The 23,469-nt window shown below is 70.1% G+C and carries 21 protein-coding genes; 7 read left to right on the top strand and 14 right to left on the bottom strand.

The window, feature by feature from the left end:
- Positions 1 to 54 precede the first annotated feature (54 nt).
- The 5 genes from BHU15_RS19860 to BHU15_RS19840 form a co-directional block, all read right to left on the bottom strand.
- The gene (locus BHU15_RS19860) at positions 55 to 1,032 is read right to left on the bottom strand and encodes a dihydroorotate dehydrogenase (protein WP_069628415.1); all 978 of its coding nucleotides are present in this window, start codon (positions 1,030 to 1,032) and stop codon (positions 55 to 57) included.
- A 67-nt stretch (positions 1,033 to 1,099) separates the two neighbouring features.
- Complete coding sequence (locus BHU15_RS19855; protein WP_069628414.1) at positions 1,100 to 1,894, bottom strand: ABC transporter permease; 795 nt, start codon at positions 1,892 to 1,894, stop codon at positions 1,100 to 1,102.
- Positions 1,881 to 2,909 carry an ABC transporter substrate-binding protein gene (locus BHU15_RS19850; protein WP_069628413.1) on the bottom strand — a complete coding sequence of 343 codons (1,029 nt, stop codon included), beginning with the start codon at positions 2,907 to 2,909 and terminating at the stop codon, positions 1,881 to 1,883. Before BHU15_RS19850 ends, BHU15_RS19855 begins: the two co-directional genes overlap by 14 nt.
- Positions 2,910 to 2,941: 32 nt before the next feature.
- Positions 2,942 to 3,778 (bottom strand): ABC transporter permease, encoded by an 837-nt coding sequence (locus BHU15_RS19845; RefSeq protein WP_245685975.1) that lies wholly within the window; start codon positions 3,776 to 3,778, stop codon positions 2,942 to 2,944.
- 2 nt (positions 3,779 to 3,780) lie between these two features.
- Positions 3,781 to 4,530 (bottom strand): ABC transporter ATP-binding protein, encoded by a 750-nt coding sequence (locus BHU15_RS19840; protein WP_069628446.1) that lies wholly within the window; start codon positions 4,528 to 4,530, stop codon positions 3,781 to 3,783.
- A 437-nt stretch (positions 4,531 to 4,967) separates the two neighbouring features.
- Between BHU15_RS19840 and BHU15_RS19835 the strand changes: the two genes are divergently transcribed.
- The 3 genes from BHU15_RS19835 (at position 4,968) to BHU15_RS19825 (ending at position 8,279) form a co-directional block, all read left to right on the top strand.
- Positions 4,968 to 5,777 (top strand): nucleoside phosphorylase, encoded by an 810-nt coding sequence (locus tag BHU15_RS19835; RefSeq protein WP_079128256.1) that lies wholly within the window; start codon positions 4,968 to 4,970, stop codon positions 5,775 to 5,777.
- A gap of 40 nt (positions 5,778 to 5,817) precedes the next feature.
- Positions 5,818 to 6,654: an IclR family transcriptional regulator gene (locus tag BHU15_RS19830; RefSeq protein ID WP_255293153.1), complete on the top strand. Its 837-nt coding sequence runs from the start codon at positions 5,818 to 5,820 to the stop codon at positions 6,652 to 6,654.
- Between the two features lie 179 nt (positions 6,655 to 6,833).
- Positions 6,834 to 8,279: an FG-GAP and VCBS repeat-containing protein gene (locus BHU15_RS19825; protein ID WP_069628412.1), complete on the top strand. Its 1,446-nt coding sequence runs from the start codon at positions 6,834 to 6,836 to the stop codon at positions 8,277 to 8,279.
- 82 nt (positions 8,280 to 8,361) lie between these two features.
- Here BHU15_RS19825 and BHU15_RS19820 read toward each other — a convergent pair whose 3' ends face one another.
- Positions 8,362 to 9,174: a DUF5707 domain-containing protein gene (locus BHU15_RS19820; RefSeq protein ID WP_348538501.1), complete on the bottom strand. Its 813-nt coding sequence runs from the start codon at positions 9,172 to 9,174 to the stop codon at positions 8,362 to 8,364.
- A gap of 375 nt (positions 9,175 to 9,549) precedes the next feature.
- Between BHU15_RS19820 and BHU15_RS19815 the strand changes: the two genes are divergently transcribed.
- Entirely contained in the window at positions 9,550 to 9,774 is a 225-nt protein-coding gene (locus BHU15_RS19815) for a hypothetical protein (RefSeq protein WP_069628410.1), read from the top strand.
- 9 nt (positions 9,775 to 9,783) lie between these two features.
- On the opposite strand, the gene BHU15_RS19810 is transcribed toward BHU15_RS19815, so the two are convergent.
- Positions 9,784 to 11,424, bottom strand: a complete 1,641-nt coding sequence (locus BHU15_RS19810; RefSeq protein ID WP_069628409.1) for a serine/threonine-protein kinase — start codon at positions 11,422 to 11,424, stop codon at positions 9,784 to 9,786.
- Positions 11,425 to 11,639: 215 nt separating this feature from the next.
- Here BHU15_RS19810 and BHU15_RS19805 point away from each other — a divergent pair, with 215 nt between their 5' ends.
- Entirely contained in the window at positions 11,640 to 12,074 is a 435-nt protein-coding gene (locus BHU15_RS19805) for a hypothetical protein (protein ID WP_069628408.1), read from the top strand.
- Here BHU15_RS19805 and BHU15_RS19800 read toward each other — a convergent pair.
- Complete coding sequence (locus BHU15_RS19800) at positions 12,049 to 12,915, bottom strand: helix-turn-helix domain-containing protein (RefSeq protein ID WP_079128255.1); 867 nt, start codon at positions 12,913 to 12,915, stop codon at positions 12,049 to 12,051. The genes BHU15_RS19805 and BHU15_RS19800 overlap by 26 nt on opposite strands.
- Positions 12,916 to 13,066: 151 nt before the next feature.
- Here BHU15_RS19800 and BHU15_RS19795 point away from each other — a divergent pair, with 151 nt between their 5' ends.
- Entirely contained in the window at positions 13,067 to 13,975 is a 909-nt protein-coding gene (locus tag BHU15_RS19795; RefSeq protein ID WP_069628406.1) for an NmrA family NAD(P)-binding protein, read from the top strand.
- Here the strand turns inward: BHU15_RS19795 and BHU15_RS19790 are convergent.
- On the bottom strand, positions 13,948 to 14,361 hold the full coding sequence (locus BHU15_RS19790; RefSeq protein WP_069628405.1) for a winged helix-turn-helix transcriptional regulator: 414 nt from the start codon (positions 14,359 to 14,361) through the stop codon (positions 13,948 to 13,950). The two genes, BHU15_RS19795 and BHU15_RS19790, sit on opposite strands and share 28 nt — an antisense overlap.
- Positions 14,362 to 14,463: 102 nt before the next feature.
- On the opposite strand from BHU15_RS19790, the gene BHU15_RS19785 reads away from it, so the two are divergent.
- Positions 14,464 to 15,303, top strand: a complete 840-nt coding sequence (locus tag BHU15_RS19785) for an SDR family oxidoreductase (protein ID WP_069628404.1) — start codon at positions 14,464 to 14,466, stop codon at positions 15,301 to 15,303.
- A gap of 57 nt (positions 15,304 to 15,360) precedes the next feature.
- Here the strand turns inward: BHU15_RS19785 and BHU15_RS19780 are convergent, their stop codons facing one another.
- The 5 genes from BHU15_RS19780 to BHU15_RS19760 all read right to left on the bottom strand — a co-directional run bounded on the left by BHU15_RS19780 (position 15,361) and on the right by BHU15_RS19760 (position 23,459).
- On the bottom strand, positions 15,361 to 17,637 hold the full coding sequence (locus BHU15_RS19780) for a protein kinase domain-containing protein (RefSeq protein WP_069628403.1): 2,277 nt from the start codon (positions 17,635 to 17,637) through the stop codon (positions 15,361 to 15,363).
- A 111-nt stretch (positions 17,638 to 17,748) separates the two neighbouring features.
- Entirely contained in the window at positions 17,749 to 19,998 is a 2,250-nt protein-coding gene (locus tag BHU15_RS19775; protein WP_069628402.1) for a tetratricopeptide repeat protein, read from the bottom strand.
- An 85-nt stretch (positions 19,999 to 20,083) separates the two neighbouring features.
- A complete protein-coding gene (locus tag BHU15_RS19770; protein ID WP_069628401.1) occupies positions 20,084 to 20,548 on the bottom strand; it encodes a VOC family protein in 465 nt (154 codons plus the stop codon).
- A 43-nt stretch (positions 20,549 to 20,591) separates the two neighbouring features.
- Positions 20,592 to 21,530 (bottom strand): DUF5996 family protein, encoded by a 939-nt coding sequence (locus BHU15_RS19765; protein WP_069628400.1) that lies wholly within the window; start codon positions 21,528 to 21,530, stop codon positions 20,592 to 20,594.
- 78 nt (positions 21,531 to 21,608) lie between these two features.
- Positions 21,609 to 23,459 carry an ABC transporter ATP-binding protein gene (locus tag BHU15_RS19760; protein WP_069628399.1) on the bottom strand — a complete coding sequence of 617 codons (1,851 nt, stop codon included), beginning with the start codon at positions 23,457 to 23,459 and terminating at the stop codon, positions 21,609 to 21,611.
- Between the last annotated feature and the right edge of the window lie 10 nt (positions 23,460 to 23,469).

Below are 23,469 nucleotides of genomic sequence, written 5' to 3'. Positions count from 1 at the left end.
TCCGTGGATGGGACGACGGTCTGTGGAGAGCGCGCGTGGTCGGGACGTACGAGGTCAGATCCGCACCGTGCCCCGTACGTCCGCGAGGCGGGCGATGCCGAGTTCGTGGCACAGGGCGTCGAGGTCCCGCAGGACCTGGGTCATCGCGTACGGGCGGGTGAACGTCGCGGTGCCCATCTGTACGGCGGTGGCCCCGGCCAGTACGAACTCCAGGACGTCCCGCGCGGTGCTGACGCCGCCGCATCCGACGACGGGTATCCGGACGGCCGCGGCGGCCTGCCACACCAGCCGCAGCACCATGGGCCGTACCGCGGGGCCGGACAGTCCCCCCACCCCGTTGCCCAGCACCGCGCTCCGCCCCTCCAGGTCGATGGCCATGCCGGGGAAGGTGTTGGCGACGGTCACGGCGGTCGCGCCCGCCTGCTCGGCGGCCCGCGCGATGTCGCCGATCGACGTCACGTTCGGCGTCAGTTTGACGATGACGGGCAGCGAGGTCCGTGCCACGACACCGGAGACGACGCGCTCCACGGTCGCCGCGTCCGTTCCGATGGCGAGCCCGCCGTGCTCAAGGTTCGGGCAGGAGACGTTCACCTCCAGCGCCTCGCAGCGGACGTCGGCGAGTTCCTCCGTGATCCGCAGGTACTCCTCCACGGCAAGACCCCCGACGCTCACCACGACGGGGACCCCGAAGGACCGGTAGCGGGGCAGCACCGTACGGATGAACTCCGCCGAGCCCGGACTGGGGATGCCGACGCTGTTCAGCATCCCCTGGGCGCTCTCGGTGAGCCGGTGCGAGGGGTTGCCGGAACGCCGCTGTGAGAACAGGGTCTTGGTGACCACCGCGCCCAGCTCGTGCACCGGCAGGAGACCGGCCAGTTCGGGACCGAAGCAGCCGGACGCGGGCATGACGGGATTGGCCAGCCGCAGCGCGCCCAGCGAGACCCCGAGATCGGTCCCGTACGCGGCGTGGTCCGCGAAATGCCGGTCGCGGTCGTCGAGCGCCGCGGGACTGTGGTCCTGAACCTCCGTCATGGGGCCTGCCTTCTGCGTCAGAGGGATCGAGGAAAGGGGGCGGGGAGTGTGCCGTGGTCGCCGCGTGTCAGCCGCCGAATCGCTCGGTGAGCTTGCGCTCGGCCCAGCCGATCAGCGCGTACATCACCCACGCCATGAGACAGAGCAGCCCGAGGCAGATGATCACGAGCTTGATGTCGTCGTTGTCCTGTGCCTGCTTCTCCAGGTAGCCCAGCCCCGACTGCGCCCCGATGAACTCGCCGATGACCGCCGCCGTCACCGCCTGGAGAACCCCCAGGCGCAGACCCACGGCGATGGCCGGCAGGCTGTACGGCAGGTCGATCTTCACGGCTCTGGCGACCGGTCCGATACGCAGCAGGCGGGCCAGGTCGTCGACGCCCTTGGGCACGGACCGCAGCCGCGTCACCATGTTGATCATGACGGGGTAGAACGACACCAGGGCCACGAGGGCGATCTTGGAGCCGACGCCCAGGCCCAGCCAGAGCACGATCAGCGGAGCGATCGAGATCTTCGGGGTCACCTGCGCCACGATGACGAGCGGCATCAGCAGCCGTTCGACCAGCGGCACGCGGGTGAAGAGGATCGCCAGGACGACCCCGGCCACCGCGCCGATCAGTACACCCTGCGCGACCTCGGCCAGCGTCTGCTGGACGTGCACCGTGAGCACGTCGTCCGCGGTCAGCTGCCAGGCGTGCTCGGCCACCGCGACCGGGCTCGGCAGCTTGTAGGCCGGTATCCCGAAGGCCACCGTGACCAGCCACCAGAGCCCGACGCCGGCCAGCAGGGACAGCGTGCCGACCACCACCGGCCGGACGGCGTCGGCCGTCCGGCCGGTACGGGCGGGCGCCTCAGCCGAGGTCATTCGGCTTCACCACCAGGTCACCGGCGTCGAAGGACGAGTCGAGGAGCTTGAACTCCTTCTGGGAGTCGATGGCCTGCTGCCAGCGGGCGAGGTCCGGGGAGCCCAGGCCGTTCTTCTCGGTGTTGGCCGACTGCCACAGGCTCTTGGCGAAGAGGTCCTCGACGATCGTGGTGATCTCCTTCTCCTGGCCCTTGAAGGAGGTGGCGTACTTCTGGACGGACATGTCGACGGCCGCGCGCGGGTTCTTGACGGTGTACTCGATGCCGCTGTTCAGCGCCTTGTCGAACGCCTTGACCGTGTCCGGGTCGTTCTTCACCTTGTCCTCGCCGGCGATGACGACGTTGCCGAAGGAGGGCAGGTACTTGTCGCTGAGTATCTGGTTCACGTCGACCCCGGCGGACTGGAGCGCGTAGTAGCGCAGGCGCGAGAAGACGATCGCGTCGACCTGCCCGTTCTTCAGCGCGTCCACGATGACGCCGGTGCCCAGGGTGCGGACCTTGACGTCGGACAGCTTCAGTCCGGCGCTCTCCAGCATCGCCTGGAGCTGGATGTAGTTCGGGCTGCCGAGGTCGGTGACCGCGACGGTCTTGCCCTTCAGGTCGGCGGGGGACTTGATGTTCGCCGAGGGCTGCGACAGCAGCGCGCCGATGCCCTGCTGGTACGTGGTGTGCACGACCTTGGTCTTGATGCCCTTGCCGTACGCGGTGACGACCGAGTCGCCGTTCGGGAAGCCGAAGTCGACGTTGCCCGACGCCACGTTCTTCACGATGTCGGAGCCCTGGGCGTAGGTGAACTCGACGTCCAGGCCCGCGTCGGAGAAGTACCCCTGCTCCTTGGCCGCGTACAGCGGTGCGTAGTACGGCACCGCGGCGCCGTCGATCTGGATGGTGACCTTCTTGGTGCCGTCGGCCGATGTCTTCGCCGACTCGGAGGAGCCGGGGCTGCACGCGGCGAGGAGAGCGGCGGCGACGGCGACGGCGGGGATGCCGGCCAGCTTCAGGGGCCTTCTGTTCATGATCTTTCCTTAGGGCGAGGTGGGAGTGGGACTCAGCGGCGTCCGCGCAGCAGCCTGCGCTCGGCCAGGGAGACGAGGCCGAAGCCGAGGAGCCCGACGGCGACCGTGATGAGGACCGCGGCGATCAACAGGGGGGTGTCACTGGAGGTGTTGCCGAGCACCATGAGGTAGCCGAGGCCGCGTTCGGAGGCGAGGTACTCCGCCAGGAACGCGCCGGTCATGGCGTCGATGACGGCGATCTTGGCGCCGGCCAGCAGCGCGGGCACGGCCGCCGGGAGCTGGATCATCCGCAGGTACTGCCAGCGGGACAGATGCAGCAGCCGGCCCAACGTGCCGATGTCCGCGGGAACGTCCTTCAGCCCGAGCACCGTGGCCATGGCCATCGGGAAGAAGACCAGCAGCAGGATGAGCGCGTACTGCGAGGTCAGGCTGAGACCGAACCACAGCACCAGCAGGGGCGCGACGGCGATCTTGGGAGCCGCCTGGAGCAGCACCATGTAGGGGGCGAGGATCTCCCGTACGGTGCGGGAGGCCCACAGGACCCAGCCCAGGGCGATACCGATCAGCGAGCCGCCGACGAACCCCAGCACGATGTTGCGCAGGGTGTACGTGAGGTTGGGCCAGAGCGTGCCGTCCTGTACGAGCTTCACCCCCGCGTCCAGCACGTCACCGGGCGCGGGCAGCAGATAGGACGGTACGTCGGCCAGCGAGACGTACGCGCTCCAGGCGGCCAGCACGGCCGCCACATAGGCAAGCGGTGTCAGTACGCGTACGGCCACCGTGCGGGCCGTGCCGCTGTCACCGGGGCCGGACGCGGCGGAACCCTTCACATCCCGGTCGGTGCCCCGGCGGCGGGTGAGGGTCTCCATGCTCACACCAGCTCCTGACGGAGCATGCCGGCGAACTTCGCGAACTCGGGCAACTGCCGGGTCTCGGGGGTGCGTTCACGGCTCAGGGGGACGGTGTGGACGGCCTTGATACGGCCCGGCCGCGCCGACATCACGGCCACGCGGTCGGCGAGGTAGGTGGCCTCCTCGACGCTGTGGGTGACCAGGACGATCGTCTTGTGGGTCGTCTCCCAGATGCGCAGCAGGTCGTCGTGGAGCCGGTCCCTGGTGATCGCGTCCAGCGCCCCGAAGGGCTCGTCCATGAGCAGGATCCGGGGGTTGTAGGCCAACGCCCGCGCGATGGCGGTGCGCTGGCGCATGCCGCCGGACAGCTCCTTGGGGAACGAGTCGGCGAAGTCGGTGAGACCGACCAGGTCGAGCAGGGTCGTCACCTGTTCGCGCCCCTGCTCCGAGGTGTCGCGCTGCGCCTCCAGACCCAGGGAGACGTTGCGCCGCACCGTACGCCAGGGAAGCAGCGCCGGCTCCTGGAAGACGAAGCCGATGTCCTTTCCCGGGCGGGGCGGGACGCTCCAGCTCAGGTCACCTTCGAAGTCCGTGTCCAGGCCGGCCATCATCCTCAGCAGCGTCGACTTGCCACAGCCCGAGGGGCCGATGAGCGCGACGATCTCGCCCTCGCCCACGTCCAGGTCGACGTCCTCCAGAGCCACCACCTTCGAGCGCTTGGCGGCGGCGTAGGTCTTGTGGACACCGCGCACCGACAGGAGGGGGCTCATGCGGACCACGCCCACGCGGTCGTGCGGACCAGGACGCCGGCGCCGCGGTGACACCTGCCATCGGCGGATATGGGGTGGTCTGGCATGAAGATCTCCTCAATAGTCACGGCGGCTCGGTGGCCGTACGGAGCCCGGCGGGATCGTTCCGGGCACCGGCACACCACCGCCTCGCAGCTTCCGTATCTGGAAATGGCGTTTCCACTGCGCTGTTCAGCAGGTTGAGCTGTTTTCCGGCCACAGTCAAGACCTAGATCTGGCCCGCAATTCGGTGTATACCGTGATGCTGGTTCGATTTTTTCGCGGCAACTCGCGGCACACGGCCGCACGGAGGCCCGTACGAGCCCGTGCGATCACGGCCCGGATGCCGAAAAGTTATGACCCCGTCACATCCCTTTTCCACCTGTTGAACCCACCAACTCATACGGAGGTTGTCGCCGATGGCGAGAAGCGCGCAGGATCCATGGCACAGGGGGGCGCCGCCGCATCTCCCGGCCGGCGCCGCCGCCGAAGCCCTCCCACCGGTCTGCCTGCTCCCGGGAGACCCCGCCCGGGTCGACCTGACCGCCGAGGTGCTCGACGACTTCCGGATCCTCGGCCAGAACCGGGAGTTCAGGGTCGGCGTCGGCCGGGCGCCCGGCGGCCGGCGGATCGCGGTCTGCTCGACCGGCATCGGAGGGCCCTCCACCGAGATCGCCGTCGTCGAACTCGCCCGGCTCGGCGTCAGGACCGTGCTGCGCACCGGCGGCATGGGCGCCCTGACGGGCCGTATACCGCCAGGCACCGTCTGCGCGGCCACCAGGGCGGTGCCGGGCAGCGGCGCCGCCTCGCACTATCCCGCCGGCCCGGCAGGACCGGCGGCCCATCCGGCCGTACTGACCGCGCTCCGGCGGGCGGCGCTCGGCCTCGACGTACCGCTCACCGAGATCACCGTCGCCACGGTCGACTCGTACTACCTCGGGCAGGGACGACCGCTCCCCGGACACGAGGAACGTGCCGCCGCGCGGATGGACGTCCTGCGCGGACTGGGCGTCGACGGAGTGGAGATGGAGACCGAGACGGTGCTGGCGGTGGCCGGGGCCCTCGGCGTACGGGCGGGCGCCGTCCTGGTCGCGCACGCCAACCGGGCCACCGACGACTGGCTGGAGGACTACCGTCCCGCCCAACTCGCCATGCTGCGGGTGGCCGTGAGCGCCGCGGAGCTACTCTCGAACGACGACGCTCCGCAGGCGGACTCCGCGGTCACGTGACTCCGCGGTCACGTCCTGAACAGCGCCCGGCAGGCGCCGGGTGGTTCCTTGGCCTCAACGAACGGACAGACCGCTGAGTACCGACAGTTACACCAGAACGCTGCGCGTCCTGCGGGCCATCGCGGCCCACTCGCGCGGTATGTCGTTGCAACAGCTGCACGAGGAGTTGGGCATCCCGATAGGCAGCCTGCACCGGGTGATGGCCGCGCTCGTCGAAGAACGCTACGTGACCCGCTCCCCCACCAACCGCCGCTACTTCCTCGGACCGGCCTTCACCGAACTGTCCACGATGGCCGTCGCCTCCCAGGGCACGGCGGTCAGCCCACCGCGCCCCATGGAGGAGGCCGCGAGGGAGAGCGGCGAGACGGTGTTCCTCACCGAACTCACCGGCACCCGCCTGCTCTGCGTGGCCCTGGTCGAGGGCATACACCCGCTGCGCCTGTTCGTCCGCGTCGGCCAGGACATGCCACCGCACGCCGCCGCCTCGGCGCGCAGCATCCTCGCGTACCAGACCCCCGAGACCGTCGCCAGGGTGCTGCGCGCACAGGAGTTGACGGCCTACACGGCGGACACCCCGCACACGGAGGAGCACGTGACCGCGCATCTCGTGCAGGTACGGATGCAGGGTTTCGACGTGTGCGAGAACGAACTGGACGACGACGTCTGGGCCGTGTCCGCCCCGGTGTTCGGCTCCACCGGACAGACGACGTCCAGCATCACCCTGGCCGCGGCGGGCCGCCGCATGCGCGACCCCCTGGCCCGCACCCGCGCCACCGAAACGGCCCTGCGAGCGGCCCGCACGCTCTCGATGGAACAGGGTTACACGTCCCCCACCGCCCCCAACGGCTTCCGCCCCTCCCCGGAACCGGCGGGCTAGCAGCGGCGGAGCCCGTACAACCCCCGGGCCCCTTCGGTGGTCACACCTGCATCGAGCGATGCGTGTGTACGGGGTCGGGAGCTTGGCAGGAGCCGGCCCCCTCGGCACGTCGTCGGATCGGAACACCGAATCGGACAGCCGTCACGGCGTCCGGCGTGCCGTAGGAGAAAAAGACACGCATGCAGCAGAACCTCCGCACCATCCTCGCGACCACCGCATCGGCCGCCCTCGTCAGCGGGCTGCTTCTCGCCGCCGGGGGCAGCGCCGTCGCGGCGCCGTCCGGGATGCAGGGCGACTTCAACGGCGACGGTTACCGCGATCTCGCGATCGCCGCGCCCCTCGGGAAGATCAGTGGGAAGGCGGGGGCCGGGTACGTGGCCGTCGTCTACGGCACCAAGAACGGGCTCGACAAGTCCAAGCGCACCATCATCAGCCAGGCCACCACCGGCATTCCGGGAACGCCGGAGACCAGTGACTACTTCGGCGACCGTCTCACCACCGGTGACCTCGACGGTGACGGATACACCGACCTGGTCGTCGGCGTGCACGGCGAGCGGATCGGCAGCACAGACTCCTCCGGCGTCATCACCGTCGTCTGGGGCGGCGCGAGCGGGCTGAAGTCCGCCGTCGACATCTCGGCGCCGCTGCCCAAGTACCGCAACGAGCTCGGCTGGGGCCTTGCTTCCGGTGACTTCGACGGGGACGGCCGCACCGACCTGGCCGCCGTCAACATCGCCGCACCCGAGCTGAACATCTTCAAGGGACCCATCTCCCGGACCGGCAAGGCGGCGGGCCTCGTCGGAATCGACACGATGAGCCAGACCGGCATCAACGCCGACAGGATCGTCGCGGGGAACGTCAACGGCGACGGCGCGACCGACCTCCTGGTCATGGGCCAGGAGGAGAGCGGTAGCGCGTACCGGACCCGCAGCGTCCTCTACAAGGGGAGCACGACCGGTCTCAAGGCGTCGAGCAAGGTCGCCGGGGGCTACGCGGCGGTCATCTCCGATGTCGACAAGGACGGTTACGGCGACATCGTCACCGGCAACTTCATGGAGAAGTCCACCGACGAACCCAACGGCGGTCTCGGAGGCGCGGTCACCGTGACGTACGGCAGCGCGGCCGGGCTGTCCACCCGTACCCCGGTCCGTATCACCCAGGACACCACCGCGGTTCCCGGCACCGCCAAGAAGGGTGACCGCTTTGGGTGGAGTCTGGCCGCGGGTGACACCAACCGCGACGGCTACGCGGACATCGCGATCGGCGCACCGGCCGAGGCGACGGGAAGCAAGCGGGCCACGGGTACGGTCACCGTGCTGCGGGGCTCCGCCAAGGGCCTGACCGGCACGGGTTCCAAGAGCTTCACGCAGGACACGGCGGGCGTACCGGGTGCGGCCGAGGCCGACGACCAGTTCGGCTCCTCCGTCGAACTCACGGACAGCAACAACGACGGCCGCGCGGAGCTGATCGCCGGCGCCTTCGCCGAGAACGGGGGCGCGGGTTCGGTCTGGCTCTTCAAGTCCGGTACGAGCGGCGTCACCGCCACCGGTTCGACCTCCTTCGGCGCCGCCTCGGTCGGCGGACCCTCGGGCCTGTCGTACTTCGGCGACGTCCTCGCCGGATAACCGCGCGAGGTCTGTCTCACGGGCTCCACGACGAACCCCCGGGCCGACGGCCCGGGGGTTCAGTGGTCTGCGGGGCTACGGGCTACTTCACGTCGACGTAGTCACCCGCGGCGCTGACCGCCGCCGTGGACGCGATGCCCGCGTAGGTGAAGCGGTAGTAGCCGTCGGTGGACGCCGTGACCGTGGTCTTCAGCGCGCCGCCCGTGGCCGACTTGATGCCCTTGACGTTGGTGTAGTTGGTGGTGCCCGCCTTGCGGAACTGGAGAACCACCGACTGGCCGCTGAGTCCCGCGTACTTGTTCGTCTCCCAGTCGGCACGGGTCAGCGCGCCGGTGACGGTGATGGTCTTGCCCTTCACCACCGGCTCGGGCGACGCGTTGACCGTCAGCTTCGACATGCGCTGGAGGCTGAAGCCCTTGGCGTTGTCCTTCTGGACGAAGTCGAAGTCCGTGCCCTGAGCGAGCGCCCAGACCTTCCAGCCGCCGGCCAGGCTGTTCACCAGGTCGTAGTTGGCGTCGAAGGTGAAGGTCTGCTTGCAGGTGGAGGTCGTGGTGTTGACCTTGGTGCAGACGGCCTCTTCCTCGTTGGGCACCATGCCGCCGTCGAGGTCGTCGAAGGTCGAACCGCGCCAGACCACCGCGGCGGCCCAGTCGATGCCCGAGTCGTCCGCGGCGGTGAAGCTGACCGTGAAGGTGTTCTTGGTGGTCGCGCCCATGACGACGGGCTTGCCGCCGTTCACGACCACGTTCGAGATGGTGGTGTCTCCGCTGACGTCGTCGGACGGGCCGACCGCCGCGTCGGCCTTGACGCTCCGCGTGAACTTGGAGACGGAGTTGCTGTCATCCGCCTGCGCCGCCGGGACGGCGAGAGCGGAAAGGGCCAGGGCGCCTGTCATTACCGCGACAGAGGCACGAATGCGCATGTGTTTCCCCACGTCTGCAAAAGGGGCGCACGGGACGCCCGATCCAGTCAGTCTCTGAAGTCCGCTGACTCCACTGATCAGACATGGAGAATCGGTGAATGGTTGCACGATTCCGTGAAGTCTTTTCCCGTACGCGTTTAGTGCGGGCCATTACGGAGCCCGCCGCCGGCAGCCAATAGGCAACTTCCGGTAACCAATGGAGAATTGAAGATTACGGGTTATGGAATACCGTACGTCGGCTTGATGAACGGCGGGCCGCTGTCGCCGCGCGACAGAAGCACTTCGGCGGCAGAGAAGAGAACGATGGATAACCGCCGCTGCCGTGGCGGCGCCGCCTACGATGCCCCCGTGAGCAACGAAAGCGGACCTCCGGAATCACTGATCGACCTTCAGCGGACGCTGAACGCCGCGGCCGAGGAGGCACGGTCGCGCGGCTCGTCGCCGCAGGAGTGGCGACCGTGGGTGGAAGCTGCGGCCGCCGTCGAGAACGCCTTCGCGGAACACGCCGCAGCCGTCGGGATCGGCGTGGACGAGCTGCGGTCCGCCGTCGAGAAAGCCGCTCGCACGGCCTGAACAACGGCTCTAGGCCGCGTCTCGCCAGATCGTCAGGTCACCCTGGAGAAAGGCGATGTCCGGCATCGCGGTCGACTTCGTCGAGATCACGAGCAGCCCGATGTCCCCTGAGGGGCCTTTGACGCAGATCTCGCTGCCGTTCGCCGCGCCGGCGAGCGGGAGGCTGTTGTCCTTCGCGTTCTTGAGCAGCAGGCGGCAATCTTCGAGAGTGCCGCCCGGCTTGCGGTGCAACTGGACGAACACGCTTGTGTCGCTCTCCAGTTGGCAGCCGACCGTCGGGCAGTCGAAGCGGATGTCCCCCGCGCCTCGCTTCGCATCCGCGTGCGGGTCTTCGAGGTTCATCGAGTTCTTCCGGTCCAGCATCACCAAGGGGTACGGCTCGGGCTGTGGCTCCTGGGACGACGCCTCGGCCACGGGTTCTCCGGCGCCCGGAGCCGCTGAGCCGCCCGAGTCCGAGGAGCCCCCCGAGTTCGGGGCGTCCGAGGCGTCCGACGGCCGCGACTCCGGGCCCGTCACGGACGCCGACGGGCCGGCGGTGTCCCGGTGGTCGTTCCGGCCCTCCGCGTCCAGGACCCGCCAGGCCAGCACCGTCAGGAGCAGCGCGCCCACCGCCGAAGCGATCACCATGATCCGCGCGGTACGCCGTCTGCCGGCCTGCCCACCCGCCCGCGTCGGCCGCAGCGAGCCGGCCGGGGGGTGCGGAGGCGCGATCAGCGGCTGTGGCTGTACCGGGGTGGGGTCGGGCACCGGTGGCGGAACTGCGACCTCCGGTCCGCTGATCTCCCGCCACACGGCCGGTGCCCCGCCCGCGTCGGCGTCCGCCCCCAACCGCTGCCGGCACCACTCCACGATCTCCGCCGGTGTCGCCCGCTCCGCCGGATCGGCGGCGAGGCAACGGGCGAAGAGCGGACGCAGAGCCTCGGGCAACAGGGACAGGTCCGGGCCGGAGTGCACGATCCGGTACAGCACGTAGACACCCGGGCCGTCGCCGTACAGCGGCCTGCCCAGCGCCGCGAACGCCGCCGTCTGGGCGAGAGCGAAGACATCGGCCGCCGCCGTGACCTCTTGTCCGGATGCCTGCTCCGGTGCCATGTACGCGGGCGTGCCGACCGTGTGCCCCGTCGCCGTGTACGAAGTGGCGTCGGCCGCGGCGAGTGCGATGCCGAAGTCGATCACGCGCGGCCCGTCGGCGGCGAGCAGCACGTTCGACGGCTTGAGGTCCCGGTGCACGATGCCCTCGGCATGGATGGCCTGCAACGCCTCGGCCATCCCCGCCATCAGCCACAGCACGGCGGTCACCGACAGCGGACCCTGACGTGCCACGGCCTCCGCCAAGGAGGGCCCGGGCACGTACAACGTGGCCAGCCAGGGCGGTACACCGTCGGCGTCGGCGTCGATCAACTCGGCGGTGTACGCCCCGCGTACGCGCTGGGCCGCCCTGATCTCCCGGCCGAACCGTCGCCGGAAGTCCGGGTCGTCCGCCAGCTCGGGCCGCACCACCTTGATCGCCACGGGCCGGCCGCCCTGGGTATGCGCGAGGTAGACCCGCCCCATGCCACCGGCCCCCAGCCGGGCGGCGAGCCGGTAACCCGCCACCTCGGCCGGGTCAGCCGCCTGAAGAGGCTGGAAGACATCCCTCATCTCGTCCATCGGCCCGCTCCCCCCACTTGATGCACCGGCCAACGGCCTCAGCCTAAGGGGCAGGGCCCTGACGTCGTGGTTTCGGGGCGGCGGTCAGGTCGCACCGTAAACGAGAACACTGTTCTTGACTTTACCCAGGGGGTGGGGCATCGTCTCCCTCGACAGAGAACAGTGTTCTCAGTTTCCGGACCTTCCGGATCTTCCCAAGTCAGAGGAGTCTCGTCATGAGCGCAGCGACCACCACACCCACCGTCACGGTCCACGACGCCCCTTCCCGGCGCTGGGATCTCGTCGGGCGCGGTCTGATGGGCCTGAACTCCGCGGTGACGTTCGCGGTGTTCGTCAACGGGCTGTTCCTGATGGCCGCGGCCAGTGACGACCGGATGATGGTGGAGGGCTGGCGGACGTTCGGGTATCTGGTGTTCAGCGCGATGTGGGCGATGCTCGCCTACCGGCCCCGGCACGTACCCGCGATCTGGGAGATGGTCATCTTCCACAAGGTCGCCGCGACCGTGCTCGCCTTCACCATCCTGGACACCACCGAAGGCATGCAGTCCTCCATCACCGACACCTCCGTCGCCGCACTCACGATCTTCGCCTACGTCGCCTGCCGCGGATGGCAGTCGTGGCGCGTCATCCAGCGCGCCGACGCGGCCTGACGGTCGTCAGGCGGAGCAGGGCCTTCGAGGTCGCGTCGTCCGCCGGGTGGAAGGCCCAGATTCGGTGGCCTTCGCTTCCCGGCAGCTCCAGGACATGCTGATCGAGCGCGAGCGATCCGGCCCTGGGGTGTTGGAACTGTTTGTGGTCGATCGCCTTCTCGTAGAGGTGGTGCTCGCCCCAGGCGGCTTTGAAGACCGCGCTGTGCGCGAGCAGTTCCGGCAGGAGCTGTGCCAGGCGGGCCGAACCCGCTTCGGAGCCGACCTGGGCGCGCAGGGCCGCCACCACGCAGCGGGCGAGTTCGGGCCAGTCGGTGAAGAACTCCTGCGCTCCGGGGGCGAGGAAGACCATGCGGGCGTAGTTGTCCCGGGGTTCCAGCCCCTCGTGGAGAAGATCGCCGAGTGCGTTGCTGTCCACGATGTCGAGCCATCGGTTCACCAGCAGGGCGGGCACGGTCATGGAGCCGAGCAGTTGGTGCACGGCGTCCAGGCGGTCCGCCGCCATGCCGGACGCGTCGCCGGCCTCGTCGTCCTCGCCGCCCCGGACAGTCTCCGTGTCGGAGAGTTCACGCAGATAACGCTCCGCCGCGGCGTCCAGCAGCAACGCCCGGCTCAGGCCCTTCACCACCGCGGGGGACGGCCGGCGTTCCCTCCCCTGTTCGAGGCGCACGTAGTAGTCGGTGCTGATACCGGCCAGCAACGCCACTTCGTCCCGTCGCAGTCCGGGCACCTGGCGCTGCGGCCCCGGAGCCAGCCGGTGATGTTCGGGCCGCACCCGGTCCCGTCTGGCACGCAGGAAGGCCGCAAGCGGTTCGCCGCTCTTGTGCGCACTTGAAACCTTCATGCCACCAGCCTAAGCAACAGAGTGCTCATGCGGACCGGGGTGGGTGTGTCACTCCTACCCGCCCGCTTCGGCGGATGACTAGCGTGCCGAACGCCTGCCGAAAGGCCCGGCAGCACCAGCACATCAACCCCCACGGAAGAGAGATACCTCGATGTTCGTCATCACCGGCGCCGGTGGCCGCACCGGACGGGCCACCGCACTGCGCCTGCTCACGGCCGGCCACCGCGTCCGCGCCGTCGGCCGCTCCACCCAGCGTCTCGCCGACCTTGCCGCACAGGGCGCCGAGGTCTGGGAGGCTGACCCGCTCGACCCGGTCGCGCTGACGGATGCCTTCCGTGGTGCGGAGGGGATCTACGCGGTGATCCAGCCCAACTACCTTCCCGATCACCCGGACTTCGGCGCGTTCCAGGACCGGGTGGCGGCCTCCCTGACCAGGGCGGTCACCGAGTCCGGCGTGACCCGTGTCGTCGGGCTCAGCAGCTGGGGGGCCGGGCACCCCGAGGGCACCGGTCCCGTCAAGGGGCTGTACCGCTTCGAGCAGCGCCTCTCGGCTGTTCCCGGAGTCGACACGCTGTGGCTGCGGGCCGGCTACTTCATGGAGAACCTGCTCAGCCACGTACACAACGCCGCGACCCACCGCCGCATCAGCGCTCCCTTCGACCCCGACCTTCCTCTGCCCTTCGTCTCGACCTCCGACATCGGGGCCCGGGCCGGGGACGAACTCGCCACGGGGACCTGGCACGGTACGGAGATCCTGGAGCTCCAGGGCGAGCGCGACGTGAGCATGCGGGAAGCCGTGGCCGTGATCGCGAAGGCCGTGGGCGCCGACGACTTGACGTACGAGCAGAGCGGCATCGCCGACTTCCACGCGGAACTCCGCGACAGCGGTGTGTCCGTCGACGTCGCGGACATGATGGCCGAGGTCGGCGAAGCCGTTAACTCCCGGCACACGCGGATGGAGCAGCCGCGTACCGGCCGCACATCCACCCCGACGTCCATCGAACGGTTCGTCGAGGAGGAGTTCGCCCCGCGCTACCGGGACGACGTCCGGCGCGGTTGACCGTCGCCATCCCGCGCCGCCGCCCCGTGCGTCGACAGCCGCCCCGTGATGCGGTCGAACAGCTCCTTCAGCGGCTCGCCGATGTCCCGGCCGAACTCGGTAAGCCCGTAGGTGACTTGGGGCGGTGTCGTCGGCTCGACCTCCCGCCGGACCAGGCCGTCCTGGACCAGCGCGCGCAGGGTCTGGGCGAGCATCTTCTCGCTGATGCCCTGGATGCTCTCGCGCAGCTCGTAGAACCGAAGGTCGTTGCTCCGCAAGGAGATCAGCACCCAGATGCCCCACCTGCTGGTCACATGGTCGACCACATCGCGCGCGGCGCAGTCGGTGTGAAACACGTCATAGCGCTTGCCCGACTCGGCCTCTCTGAACTGCACGCCTCCCACCATGCCAGGAGCTTACCTCAAGGTATGTCCTTACCAAAAGTTAGCCGGTGCTCCTAGCGTGACGGGCACCGAGAACGACCGGGGACAACCGACAAGGAGCTGATCATGATCGTGGTGACCGGAGCTACCGGCAACATCGGCCGACCGTTGACACAGGCGCTGGCCGAGGCCGGCGAGCAGGTGACCGCCGTGTCACGGCATACGGCGGCGGTGCCGGACGGCGTCCGCCACGTGGTGGCCGACCTGGCCGAGCCGGCCGGACTCAGGCCCGCGCTGGACGGTGCGAAGGCGCTGTTCCTCTTGCTCTCCGGCGACCTGCACGCCACCGGGGCCGCCCCCGCCGACATCATCGGCGAAGCCGCGTCCGCCGGGGTCCGCCGAGTCGTCCTGCTCTCCACGCTGGGCGTGGTGACCAGGCCCTTCGGCGAAACACGGATAGCTATGCGCGCGCTGGAGGACACACTGCGGGAGTCCGGCCTGGAGTGGGCCATCCTGCGGCCGGGCGGCTTCGCCTCCAACGCCCTGTGGTGGGCCGAGTCGGTCCGCGCGCGACAGGCCGTCGCCGCGCCCTTCGGCGACATCGGGGTGCCGGTCGTCGACCCGGCGGACATCGCCGCCGTCGCGGCGGCCTGCCTGCTGGAGGACCGGCACACCGGGGCCGCGTACGAGCTGACCGGCCCGGAGGTGATCACCCCGCGCCGGCAGACGGAGGCCATCGCCGCCGCGCTGGGCACGCCGGTGAGGTTCCACCAGCTCACCCGCGAGGAGGCCAAGGCGGCCATGAGCCGGAGCATGCCGGCGGAACTCGCCGACGACACCCTGGACATCCTCGGCTCCCCGAGCCCGGCCGAGTCGCGCGTCAGCCCTGACGTCGAGCGCGTCCTCGGCCGCGCCCCACGGCCCTTCGCGGACTGGGCCGCCCGTCATGTGGCCGCGTTCCGCTGAGACCGGCCGGCGCCGCTGACGGCGGTACGTGGCAACGGCGCTGCCGGGAAGGGGGAGTCACGAGGGCGACACGGCGGGCACCGCCTTCATTTGAGGCCGACTGGGGTCGAGCGTGAAGACAGTCGCGTCCAGGGTGCCGACGATCAGCGCCCCGTTGTTGAGCAGAAGCACGGGGTCGCTTCCGTCGTCGACCGCACTGGCGCGCGGCTGGGTCTGCCACAACTCCTTGCCGGTACGGGCGTCGAGCGCCAGGACGCGCCCGCTCCCGCTGGTCAGGTAGAGGGTGCGTCCGCCTTCGTCGAGCAAGGGCTCGCCCAGCCGTTCCACGGTCGTCCGAGTCACCCACAGCTGCTTGCCGGTCTCCAGCGACACGGCCGTCACCTCGCCCTTCGACGCCACGAAGTAGAGCGTGCCGTTCAGCAGCGTCGCTGTTCCCCGATGCTCGTCCGGGAACCGCACGGCCTTCGTCTTCGCGGAGCCGGCATCGGGGTCGAACAGGGCCGCCTGGGTGTAGATCATGTCCTCCAGCGAGGTGCCGGTACCGTCCGAACGCCAGTCGAGGAACACCAGTTGACCGTCGTGAGTTCCGGCCGGGCTCCCGTCGGGCAGGTTGGTCACGCGGTGCGAACTGCCGTCGTCCAGGTCGAAGACGAGAAGCATCGGCTTGGTGGAGCCCTCGAAGACCGGCTCACAGACCACGTACGGGTCACCCTCGGTCTTGAAGGGATCGCAGATGTGGTCCGCGGGCAGCTGTCCCGTCCAGCGCTTGACCCCCGTGCGGGGCTCCCTGGCCGTCACCGACCGGCCGCCCTTGTCCACGATCAGGACGAGGTCCCCGGACAGGAGCCCGGTGTTGCCGCCCGGTTCCGCCGGGTGGGTCCAGAGCCGTTTGCCGTTCTCGGCGTCAAGACCGGCGACGTTGCCCTGGCCGACGCCGCCCTCGAATGTTGATTCCAGCACGATCAGCGCGCCGTCCCGAACACCGATCATGTAGGTGCCCACAGTGGTTTCCTCTCCGGACAGCACGGAGGTGGCACGCCAGACGGTCTCACCGGTCGTCGCGTCGATACGCACCGGGAGCGCGCCATCGCCACCGCAGTAGACAGAGCCGTCGTCCGTCACGCAGTTCGCACCGCCCCCCGTCTCGTAGCTGTTGACCGCCTTGGGGACGCCGTTCGCCGCGGGTTCGTGCACGGTCGTCTGCCAGGGCTGCCAGCCGCTGGACACGGGCTTCCATCGCGGACTCGAACTCGCGGACGGCGACGGATCGGCGGACTGCCGTACCCCTGTCCCGTCCGCCACGTCCTCGCCGTGCTGCTCAAGGGTGACGTAGGCGGTGATGCCGAGCGCCAGGACACCAGCGGTCGCGGCCATCGCCGGGCGTAGCCATCGCCGACGTCCGTCGCGTGCCGCCGCGGCGTCCACGGCCCGAGAAGTTGAGGGTCGCCCGCCGTTGAGAGTGGTGCTCGTTACGTCGTCCGGTACGTCGTCCGGTACGTCGCCCGGCTCCGGTACGTCGTCCGTTGCCGGTTCGGGCAGGGTGGCGAGCAGCTGTGCCAGCTCGCCGAGTTCCGGCCGGGCGGCCGGCTCCTTGGCCAGGCAGAGCGCCACGATGTCCCGCAGCGGCGGCTCCACCTCCTCCAGCACCGGTTCCTCGTTGATCACCCGGTGCGCCGTCATGTACGGGCTGTCCGCGTCGAACGGCCCGGATCCGGTCGCCGCGTACACCAGCAAGGCCGCCAGCGAGAAGACGTCCGAGGCCGGTCCTACCGAGCGGGGGTCCTGCAACTGCTCGGGAGACATGAACGGCGGCGTGCCGAAGAGGTCCCCCGTCCCGGTCAGGGTCTGGTTCTCCGCCGCACGCGAGATCCCGAAGTCGATGACGCGAGGTCCGTCGTGGGCCATCAGCACGTTCGCCGGCTTGAGATCCCTGTGCACCACCCCGACGCGGTGGATATCGCGCAGCGCCTCGACGAGCCCCAGCGCGAGCCGCCGCAATTCGGTGCCGCCCAGAGGACCGTCCACACGGATCCGGTCGGCCAGATCCGGGCCGGGCACGTACTGCGTGGCCATCCACGGCCGCGCCGCCTCCGGGTCCGCGTCGATGACCGGCGCGGTGAAGGCTCCGCTCACCCCGCGCACGGCCGTGATCTCCCGCCGGAAGCGGGTACGGAAGACCTGGTCCTCGGCGTACTGGGCGTGGACCACTTTGACCGCGACCTCACGCCCGGAGCGGGCCCTGCCGAGGTAGACAACGCCCATGCCCCCGGAACCGAGACGGTCGACCAGCTTGTACCCGCCGATCGACCGCGGATCGTCCTTGCTGAGCACCATCGCTCAAATCCCCCCGCGCGTACGGCAGTCAGGGTCAACAGAGTAGAAGAGAGACTCCGGGAGCGAAGCAGGGAGGGCGACGAGCCCGGTGGGGCCGGATGCCCGACACCGCTACTCGGGATCCTCCGTCGGGGGTGTGATGTAGCTGCTCCAGCCCGGCGGGGGAATCGTGAAGGTCGCCGAGCAGGTGAACACCTCGCGGAAGAAGGCCTGGTCGGTCAGTGCGTCGTAGTGGCCCTCCTCCTGGAAGCGCGCCTCCGGGAGGAAGCCCTGGGTCAGGCGGCCCAGTTGCGCGGCCTCCTTGTCGCCGGGGGCGCCCAGCTCGCCCGAGAGGCGGAAGTCGAACGGGCGCGACACGTCGTGGAGCCGCAGGTAGAGATCGAAGCTGCAGTCGCCGTCGGTCTCGGTGTTGCGCATGAAGGCGTTGAACTGCCAACTGCCGTCCTGCCGGCAGACCAGCCGCGCCTCGGAGCAGTAGAGCGGCAGGCGCATGCCGACGGTGCTGTAGACCCAGATCTCCTTGCCGAGCGTGAAGATCCGCTCCTCGCCGGGCGGGATCTCCTCGTCCGGGAGCGGTGTGGTGGCCGCGGGCAGCAGGAACCAGTCGTTCCAGTTGCCGTCCATGTACCACCCGGCCGTCCGCTTCCCCGAGCCGCCGATGCCGAAGACCTCCATGTGGTCGTCGTCGCGGGTCAGGGTGGCCAGATGGGCGGGGCCGGCGAAGGGGCGCTGGGCCCTGATCTCGTACCACTCGTGCCAGTCCTCGGAGTCCCAGTAGTTCCCCCAGGTCTGGCCCTGCGTGTCGACGACGAAGACCTCCATGTGGTCCTCGTGGCGCGAGACAGTGGTCAGCGGCGAACCGGGCTCGAAGAGACGGGTGCCGATGGGCACCCACTCGTGCCAGTTGTCGCCGTCCCACCAATTGGCGCGGAACTGGCCGTCCTTGTCGATCCCGAAGACCTCCAGGTGCTCCTCGTGCCGGGAGATGCCGCCCAGCGGGGAGCCGGGCGGGAACTCGTACGACCCGATGGCCGCCCACTGCCCCCACTCGCCGCCCCAGGCGCTGGCGTACAGCCTCCGCTGCCCGTCGACCGCGTACAGCTCCATGTGGTCGTCGTTGCGCGTCAGCGAGACCAGATGGGCCGCGGCCGGGAAGAGATGGCCGGGGATCTCGAACCAGCCCTGCCACTCGCCGTTCCAGTAGTTGCCCCACACCTTGCCGTCGCCGTCGACGCCCCACACCTCCATGTGGTCCTCGTTGCGCGACATGACGGCCAGCGGCGCGCCCGGCGGGAAGAGGTGGCCGGGGATCTCGAACCAGCCGCGCCACTCGCCGTGCCAGTAGTTGCCCCACACCCGACCCGTGCCGTCGACGGCGAAGACCTCCATGTGGTCGTCGTTGCGCGTCAGGGCGGCGACATGGGCGCCGGGCAGGAAGGTATGCCCCGCGAGCGGGAAGCTGCCCTCCCACGTGCCGTGCCACCACCAGGAGGTCCACATCCGGCCGTCGGTGTCGACCGCGAACACTTCCATGTGGTTGTCGTTGCGCGAGAGCGTGGCCAACGGCCCGCCAGGCGGGAAGGACGCCTCGACGGTGTACGGGCGGGGCACCGTGTACTCGAAGGGCTGCCGGGCCGACAGCACGACGCCGATCCGCTCCAGGCTCTGGAGCGCCCAGTTGAACCCGCCGAGGTTCTTCAGCGCCTGGTACAGCTCGACGGACTCCCGCGCGGGGACGACAGCCCGCTCGGGCTCACCCGCGTTCAGCAGGTTCGAACCGAGGGTGACCAGGGCGTGCGCCAGCGCGGGACGGTCCTGGGCGGCCCGGTGGATGGCGGCCTCCTCGCCGGTGGCCTCCGCCGCCTGCGCGTGCCGGCCCGCCGTCTGGTAGCGGCGGGCCAGGTTCTGAAGCGCCCACGCGATTCCGCCCGGCCCGCCCAACTCCCGGTACACGGCGGTGCCTTCGAGGGCCGCCGCGATGGCGTCGTCCAGTCGCCCGGCGGCTTCGAGGTTCGAACCGAGGGTGACGAGGGCGTGGGCGAGACCGGGCGGGTCCGGGGCGGCGCGCTGGATGTCGACCCGTTCCTGGGTGGCCTCCACCGCCTCCGGGTGCCGGCCGGCGGCGGTGCAGCGGCCGGCGACGTTCTCCAGGGCCCACACCAGGCCGCCGCTGTTGCCCAGTTCGCGGTAGAGAGCGGCGCCCTCGCGCGCCGCCGCCACGCCCTCGTCGTGACGGGCCACGTTCTGGAGTTCCGAGGAGAGGATGACGAGGGCGTGCGCCAGTCCTGGGCGGTCGCCGGCTTCCCGGCAGACCCGGACGCGCTCCTGGGCCTCGTGCAAGGCATCGCTGGTGATGGACACACCTCCACCTTTCCCCGCCCGGATCACCTCCACCCCACACAAATCGGCCACCCGGTACCGTCCTGGACGACGGTCCTTCAGGAGGTCACGACGCGCTCTCCGGCGGGGTGGCGCGGTCCGCGAAGATGCCCTCCAACATGCCGGTGGCCTGGCCGACTTCGATCAGATAGCCGTCCGGGTCCTTGACGTAGCAGCGGATCTCGGCCTTGCGGTCGAGTGGTTCGGTGAGAAATCGCGCGCCCTTGGCGACCGCCTGTTCGTGGAAGGCCGCGATGTCGGCCACCCGGACGTTGAGGAAGGAGGACACCGGGTCTCCGGGTTCGGGGGCGGTGAGGATGACGTCGGGCTTGTCGGGGGTGGGGCCGCCGCCCGGGTTCATGATGATCCAGCCGTTGGCGATCTTCACGATGCAGGGGTTCTCCTCCAGCACCACCTGGCCGCCGAACACGTCGGCGTAGAAGCGGCGTGAGACCGCGACGTCCCGCACGGTCAGGAAGTGGGTCAGCACCAGGCCCTGCGCGGGCGTCGGCCAGTCGTCACGGGAAGTCATGGTGTCGTCCTTCCAGTTGGTGGGGGTGGTCTGTGCGGACCCCTCATCGGTCGGACCAGCGGCCCGGGTCCGTCTCCAGCGCCGCCCGGTCCCAGCCGGCCCCGTCCGCCGCGGCCACGTACGTGCTCCGCAGGAAGCCGGCGAGCGCACGGTCCGGGTCGGCGGCGGTGCGTACCGCCTCGTACGGCAGCAGGAACTGGCCGTTGGGCCGGCTGTAGAACGCCTCGGACGGGGTGACCCGGCTGTCGGCGAACCCGGCCGGCTCGGGGTAGGCGTACGCGTAGAACGCCCCCTCCTCCCCGCCGCCCGGCCAGAATCCGCAGCTGCTCAGCTCGTGCGAGTACCCCTCCTCCATGACCCAGTCGCCGCAGTTCGGCGCGCCGCCGGGGTGCCGGGGGGCGCGGCGGCCGGAGAACCGGGTGCACGCCAGATCCATGGCACCCCAGAAGAAGTGCACCGGGCTCACCTTGCCGACGAAGTGCGCGCGGAAGGCGCCCAACACCCGGTCGGCCTGGAGGAGTTGCCGCCAGAACAGCCAGGCCGCACGCGGGTCGTAGGTGTGGTGCTCGTAGTCCTCGGAGAACGGGACCGCCTGCTCGACCTCGTTCGGGTGGTCCTGGATGGTGGTGGGGACGCCCAGCTCCTCCAGCGCCTGCCCGACCCGGGCGTGGAAGACGGCCACCGGCATCGACTCCAGGGCGATACGGCGGGCGCCGCCGTCGCTGGTACGCAGCCGGAGCACGTGGTCCACGAAGTCGAACTCGACGTCGAAGGCCCCGGTGCCGTACGGCACGGCGGAGGTGGTCAGCCCGCGCGGAGTGACGTAGAGGGCCACCTGCCACCAGTGGTTGAGCAGGGGGGCGTGTGCCAGCCGGACCTTGCCCACGATCTGGACCCACATGTGGAGCGTGTCGCGGGTCTCGGTCCAGTCGTCGACGCGCAGCCGTGGCCACACCGTCCCGGCCAGGGATGATTCCGTCATAGCCATGTGCGCGGTCCTCCGCTCGGCGGCATCGGCGACGGCAACGGACGTGCGTGGGGTACGGGCGTGCGATACGGGTCAGTACCCGACCCGTCCACCTTGCGCAGCCTTCTCGGCCCCCGCAACTTCGCCCTCCCGGGCCGTGGAGATGCGCAGGGAGCTCACCAGGTCGCGGTAGAGCGTGTCCGACGCCAGGAGGTCGTCGTGGCGGCCCTGGGCGCGGATGCGGCCCGCCTCCATGACGACGATGGTGTCCGCGTCGATGACGGTCGACAGACGGTGGGCGATCGTGACGACCGCGCCGGTGGCCGCGCGGGCGCGGACGCAGTGGTGCACGGCGGCCTCGGTCAGTCCGTCCAGCTGGGCGGTGGCCTCGTCCAGGAGCAGGACGTCGGGGGTGGCGAGCAGGGCGCGGGCCAGGGCGATGCGCTGGCGTTCGCCGCCCGAGACGCTCGTGGACGAGAGGTGGGTGTCGAGGCCGTCGTCGAGTGCGTCGATCCGGTCGACGAGCCGTACGTCCCGCAGCACCCGGCGGAGCTGGTCCGTGGTGGCGTCGGGGCGGGCGAGCAGGAGGTTGTCGCGGATCGTGCCGGGGACGACGGGGGTGTCCTGCTCGACGTACGCGAGGCGGGCGCGGATGCCGTCGTGGGTGTGGTCGCGGTACGGGCGGCCGTCCAGGAGCAGCTCGCCGTGGGTCGGTTCGAGGAAGCGCAGGACGAGGGAGAGCAGGGTGGTCTTGCCCGCGCCCGAGGGGCCGACGATGGCGGTGTGACCGCGCCGGGGGATCGCGAGGTCGATGTCCCGTACGGCGGGTGCCCGGCCGGGGCCGTACGCCGCGGTGACCTTGCTCAGGCGCAGGACGGGAGTCTCGTCGGAGGCGCGGGCACGGTGGACGGCGCCCGGAGTCGCCGTGGGGGCCTCGGTGGACAGCTCGTCGGCCTGCCGGATGCGTTCGGCCGCCGCGATGCCGGCCTGGAGCGTGGTGACGTTCTGGCTGAGTTCGGTGACGGGATCCATCAGCGCGAACGCGTACAGCAGGAACGCGATCAGGCTCGACACCGGGAGCTGGCCCTCCGCCACCCGCCAGGCCCCCACACCGAGGATCGCGATGATGGCCAGCTGGATGCCGGACCAGGCGATCGTCCAGGCCAGTGCCTCGCGGCGGACCACGCGGGTGCCCTGCTCGGCCGAGGCGCGCGCGTCGGTCATGATCCGGTCTTCCATCCGGTCCTCGGCCCGGTTGACCTTCACCGTACGGATCGCGCGCAGCGTGCCTTCCAGTACGCCGCCGAGCCGCCCCACATGCTCCTGGGCCCGCTGCTGCGCCTGCGCGATGCCGGGCATCAGGAACGCGAAGAGCAGGCCGGTGACCGCGATGGCGGCGAGCGTCGTGCCGAGCAGCACCGGGTCGAGGTAACCCATCAGCGCGAGGCTGCCCACCAGCATGACCGCCCCGTTGATCAGGCCGATCAGCGATTCCGACGTGGCCTCGCGCAGCAGCACCGTGTCGGAGGTGACGCGGGTGACCAGCTCGCCGGTCGGGCGCGAAGTGACGGCGGGCACGGTGGCCCGCAGGAAGCGCCGTACCAGCGACCCCCTCGCTTCGAGCACCACGCGCTCGCCCAGCGTCCCCAGCAGGATCCACTGCCAGAACGACACCGCGCCGCCGACCACGAGCAGCACGAGGAGCGTCGTGACCGGGCCCGTCAGTGACGCCGAGGTGCCGAGCGCGTCGAGAACCTGCTTGGTGACCATGGGCGTGGCGAGGCCGAGGCCGGACACGAACAGGGCCAGGCAGAGGCCGAGGACCAGGGTGCGCCGGTGGGGGCGGGCGAACGACCACAGGATGCGCAGACGCGGTACGGCCAGTGACGACGGCGAGGAGGGCACGGAGGGTGACGAGGGTGACGTGGACACGGAGGCGGACATATCCATAGTG

The sequence above is a fragment of the Streptomyces niveus genome (assembly GCF_001723055.1).
Lineage (GTDB): Bacteria > Actinomycetota > Actinomycetes > Streptomycetales > Streptomycetaceae > Streptomyces > Streptomyces niveus.
The sequence above is the reverse complement of the archived record's forward strand: the minus strand, read 5'-3'. Positions and strand labels throughout refer to the sequence as shown.

Excerpts from the sequence above, each read along its gene's own strand:
- BHU15_RS19860 (WP_069628415.1), bottom strand. The coding sequence starts at position 1,032 with ATGACGGAGGTTCAGGACCACAGTCCCGCGGCGCTCGACGACCGCGAC.
- BHU15_RS19855 (WP_069628414.1), bottom strand. The coding sequence starts at position 1,894 with ATGACCTCGGCTGAGGCGCCCGCCCGTACCGGCCGGACGGCCGACGCC.
- BHU15_RS19850 (WP_069628413.1), bottom strand. The coding sequence starts at position 2,909 with ATGAACAGAAGGCCCCTGAAGCTGGCCGGCATCCCCGCCGTCGCCGTC.
- BHU15_RS19845 (WP_245685975.1), bottom strand. The coding sequence starts at position 3,778 with ATGGAGACCCTCACCCGCCGCCGGGGCACCGACCGGGATGTGAAGGGT.
- BHU15_RS19840 (WP_069628446.1), bottom strand. The coding sequence starts at position 4,530 with ATGAGCCCCCTCCTGTCGGTGCGCGGTGTCCACAAGACCTACGCCGCC.
- BHU15_RS19835 (WP_079128256.1), top strand. The coding sequence starts at position 4,968 with ATGGCGAGAAGCGCGCAGGATCCATGGCACAGGGGGGCGCCGCCGCAT.
- BHU15_RS19825 (WP_069628412.1), top strand. The coding sequence starts at position 6,834 with ATGCAGCAGAACCTCCGCACCATCCTCGCGACCACCGCATCGGCCGCC.
- BHU15_RS19820 (WP_348538501.1), bottom strand. The coding sequence starts at position 9,174 with ATGACAGGCGCCCTGGCCCTTTCCGCTCTCGCCGTCCCGGCGGCGCAG.
- BHU15_RS19810 (WP_069628409.1), bottom strand. The coding sequence starts at position 11,424 with ATGGACGAGATGAGGGATGTCTTCCAGCCTCTTCAGGCGGCTGACCCG.
- BHU15_RS19805 (WP_069628408.1), top strand. The coding sequence starts at position 11,640 with ATGAGCGCAGCGACCACCACACCCACCGTCACGGTCCACGACGCCCCT.
- BHU15_RS19800 (WP_079128255.1), bottom strand. The coding sequence starts at position 12,915 with ATGAAGGTTTCAAGTGCGCACAAGAGCGGCGAACCGCTTGCGGCCTTC.
- BHU15_RS19795 (WP_069628406.1), top strand. The coding sequence starts at position 13,067 with ATGTTCGTCATCACCGGCGCCGGTGGCCGCACCGGACGGGCCACCGCA.
- BHU15_RS19790 (WP_069628405.1), bottom strand. The coding sequence starts at position 14,361 with ATGGTGGGAGGCGTGCAGTTCAGAGAGGCCGAGTCGGGCAAGCGCTAT.
- BHU15_RS19785 (WP_069628404.1), top strand. The coding sequence starts at position 14,464 with ATGATCGTGGTGACCGGAGCTACCGGCAACATCGGCCGACCGTTGACA.
- BHU15_RS19780 (WP_069628403.1), bottom strand. The coding sequence starts at position 17,637 with ATGGTGCTCAGCAAGGACGATCCGCGGTCGATCGGCGGGTACAAGCTG.
- BHU15_RS19770 (WP_069628401.1), bottom strand. The coding sequence starts at position 20,548 with ATGACTTCCCGTGACGACTGGCCGACGCCCGCGCAGGGCCTGGTGCTG.
- BHU15_RS19765 (WP_069628400.1), bottom strand. The coding sequence starts at position 21,530 with ATGACGGAATCATCCCTGGCCGGGACGGTGTGGCCACGGCTGCGCGTC.
- BHU15_RS19760 (WP_069628399.1), bottom strand. The coding sequence starts at position 23,459 with ATGTCCGCCTCCGTGTCCACGTCACCCTCGTCACCCTCCGTGCCCTCC.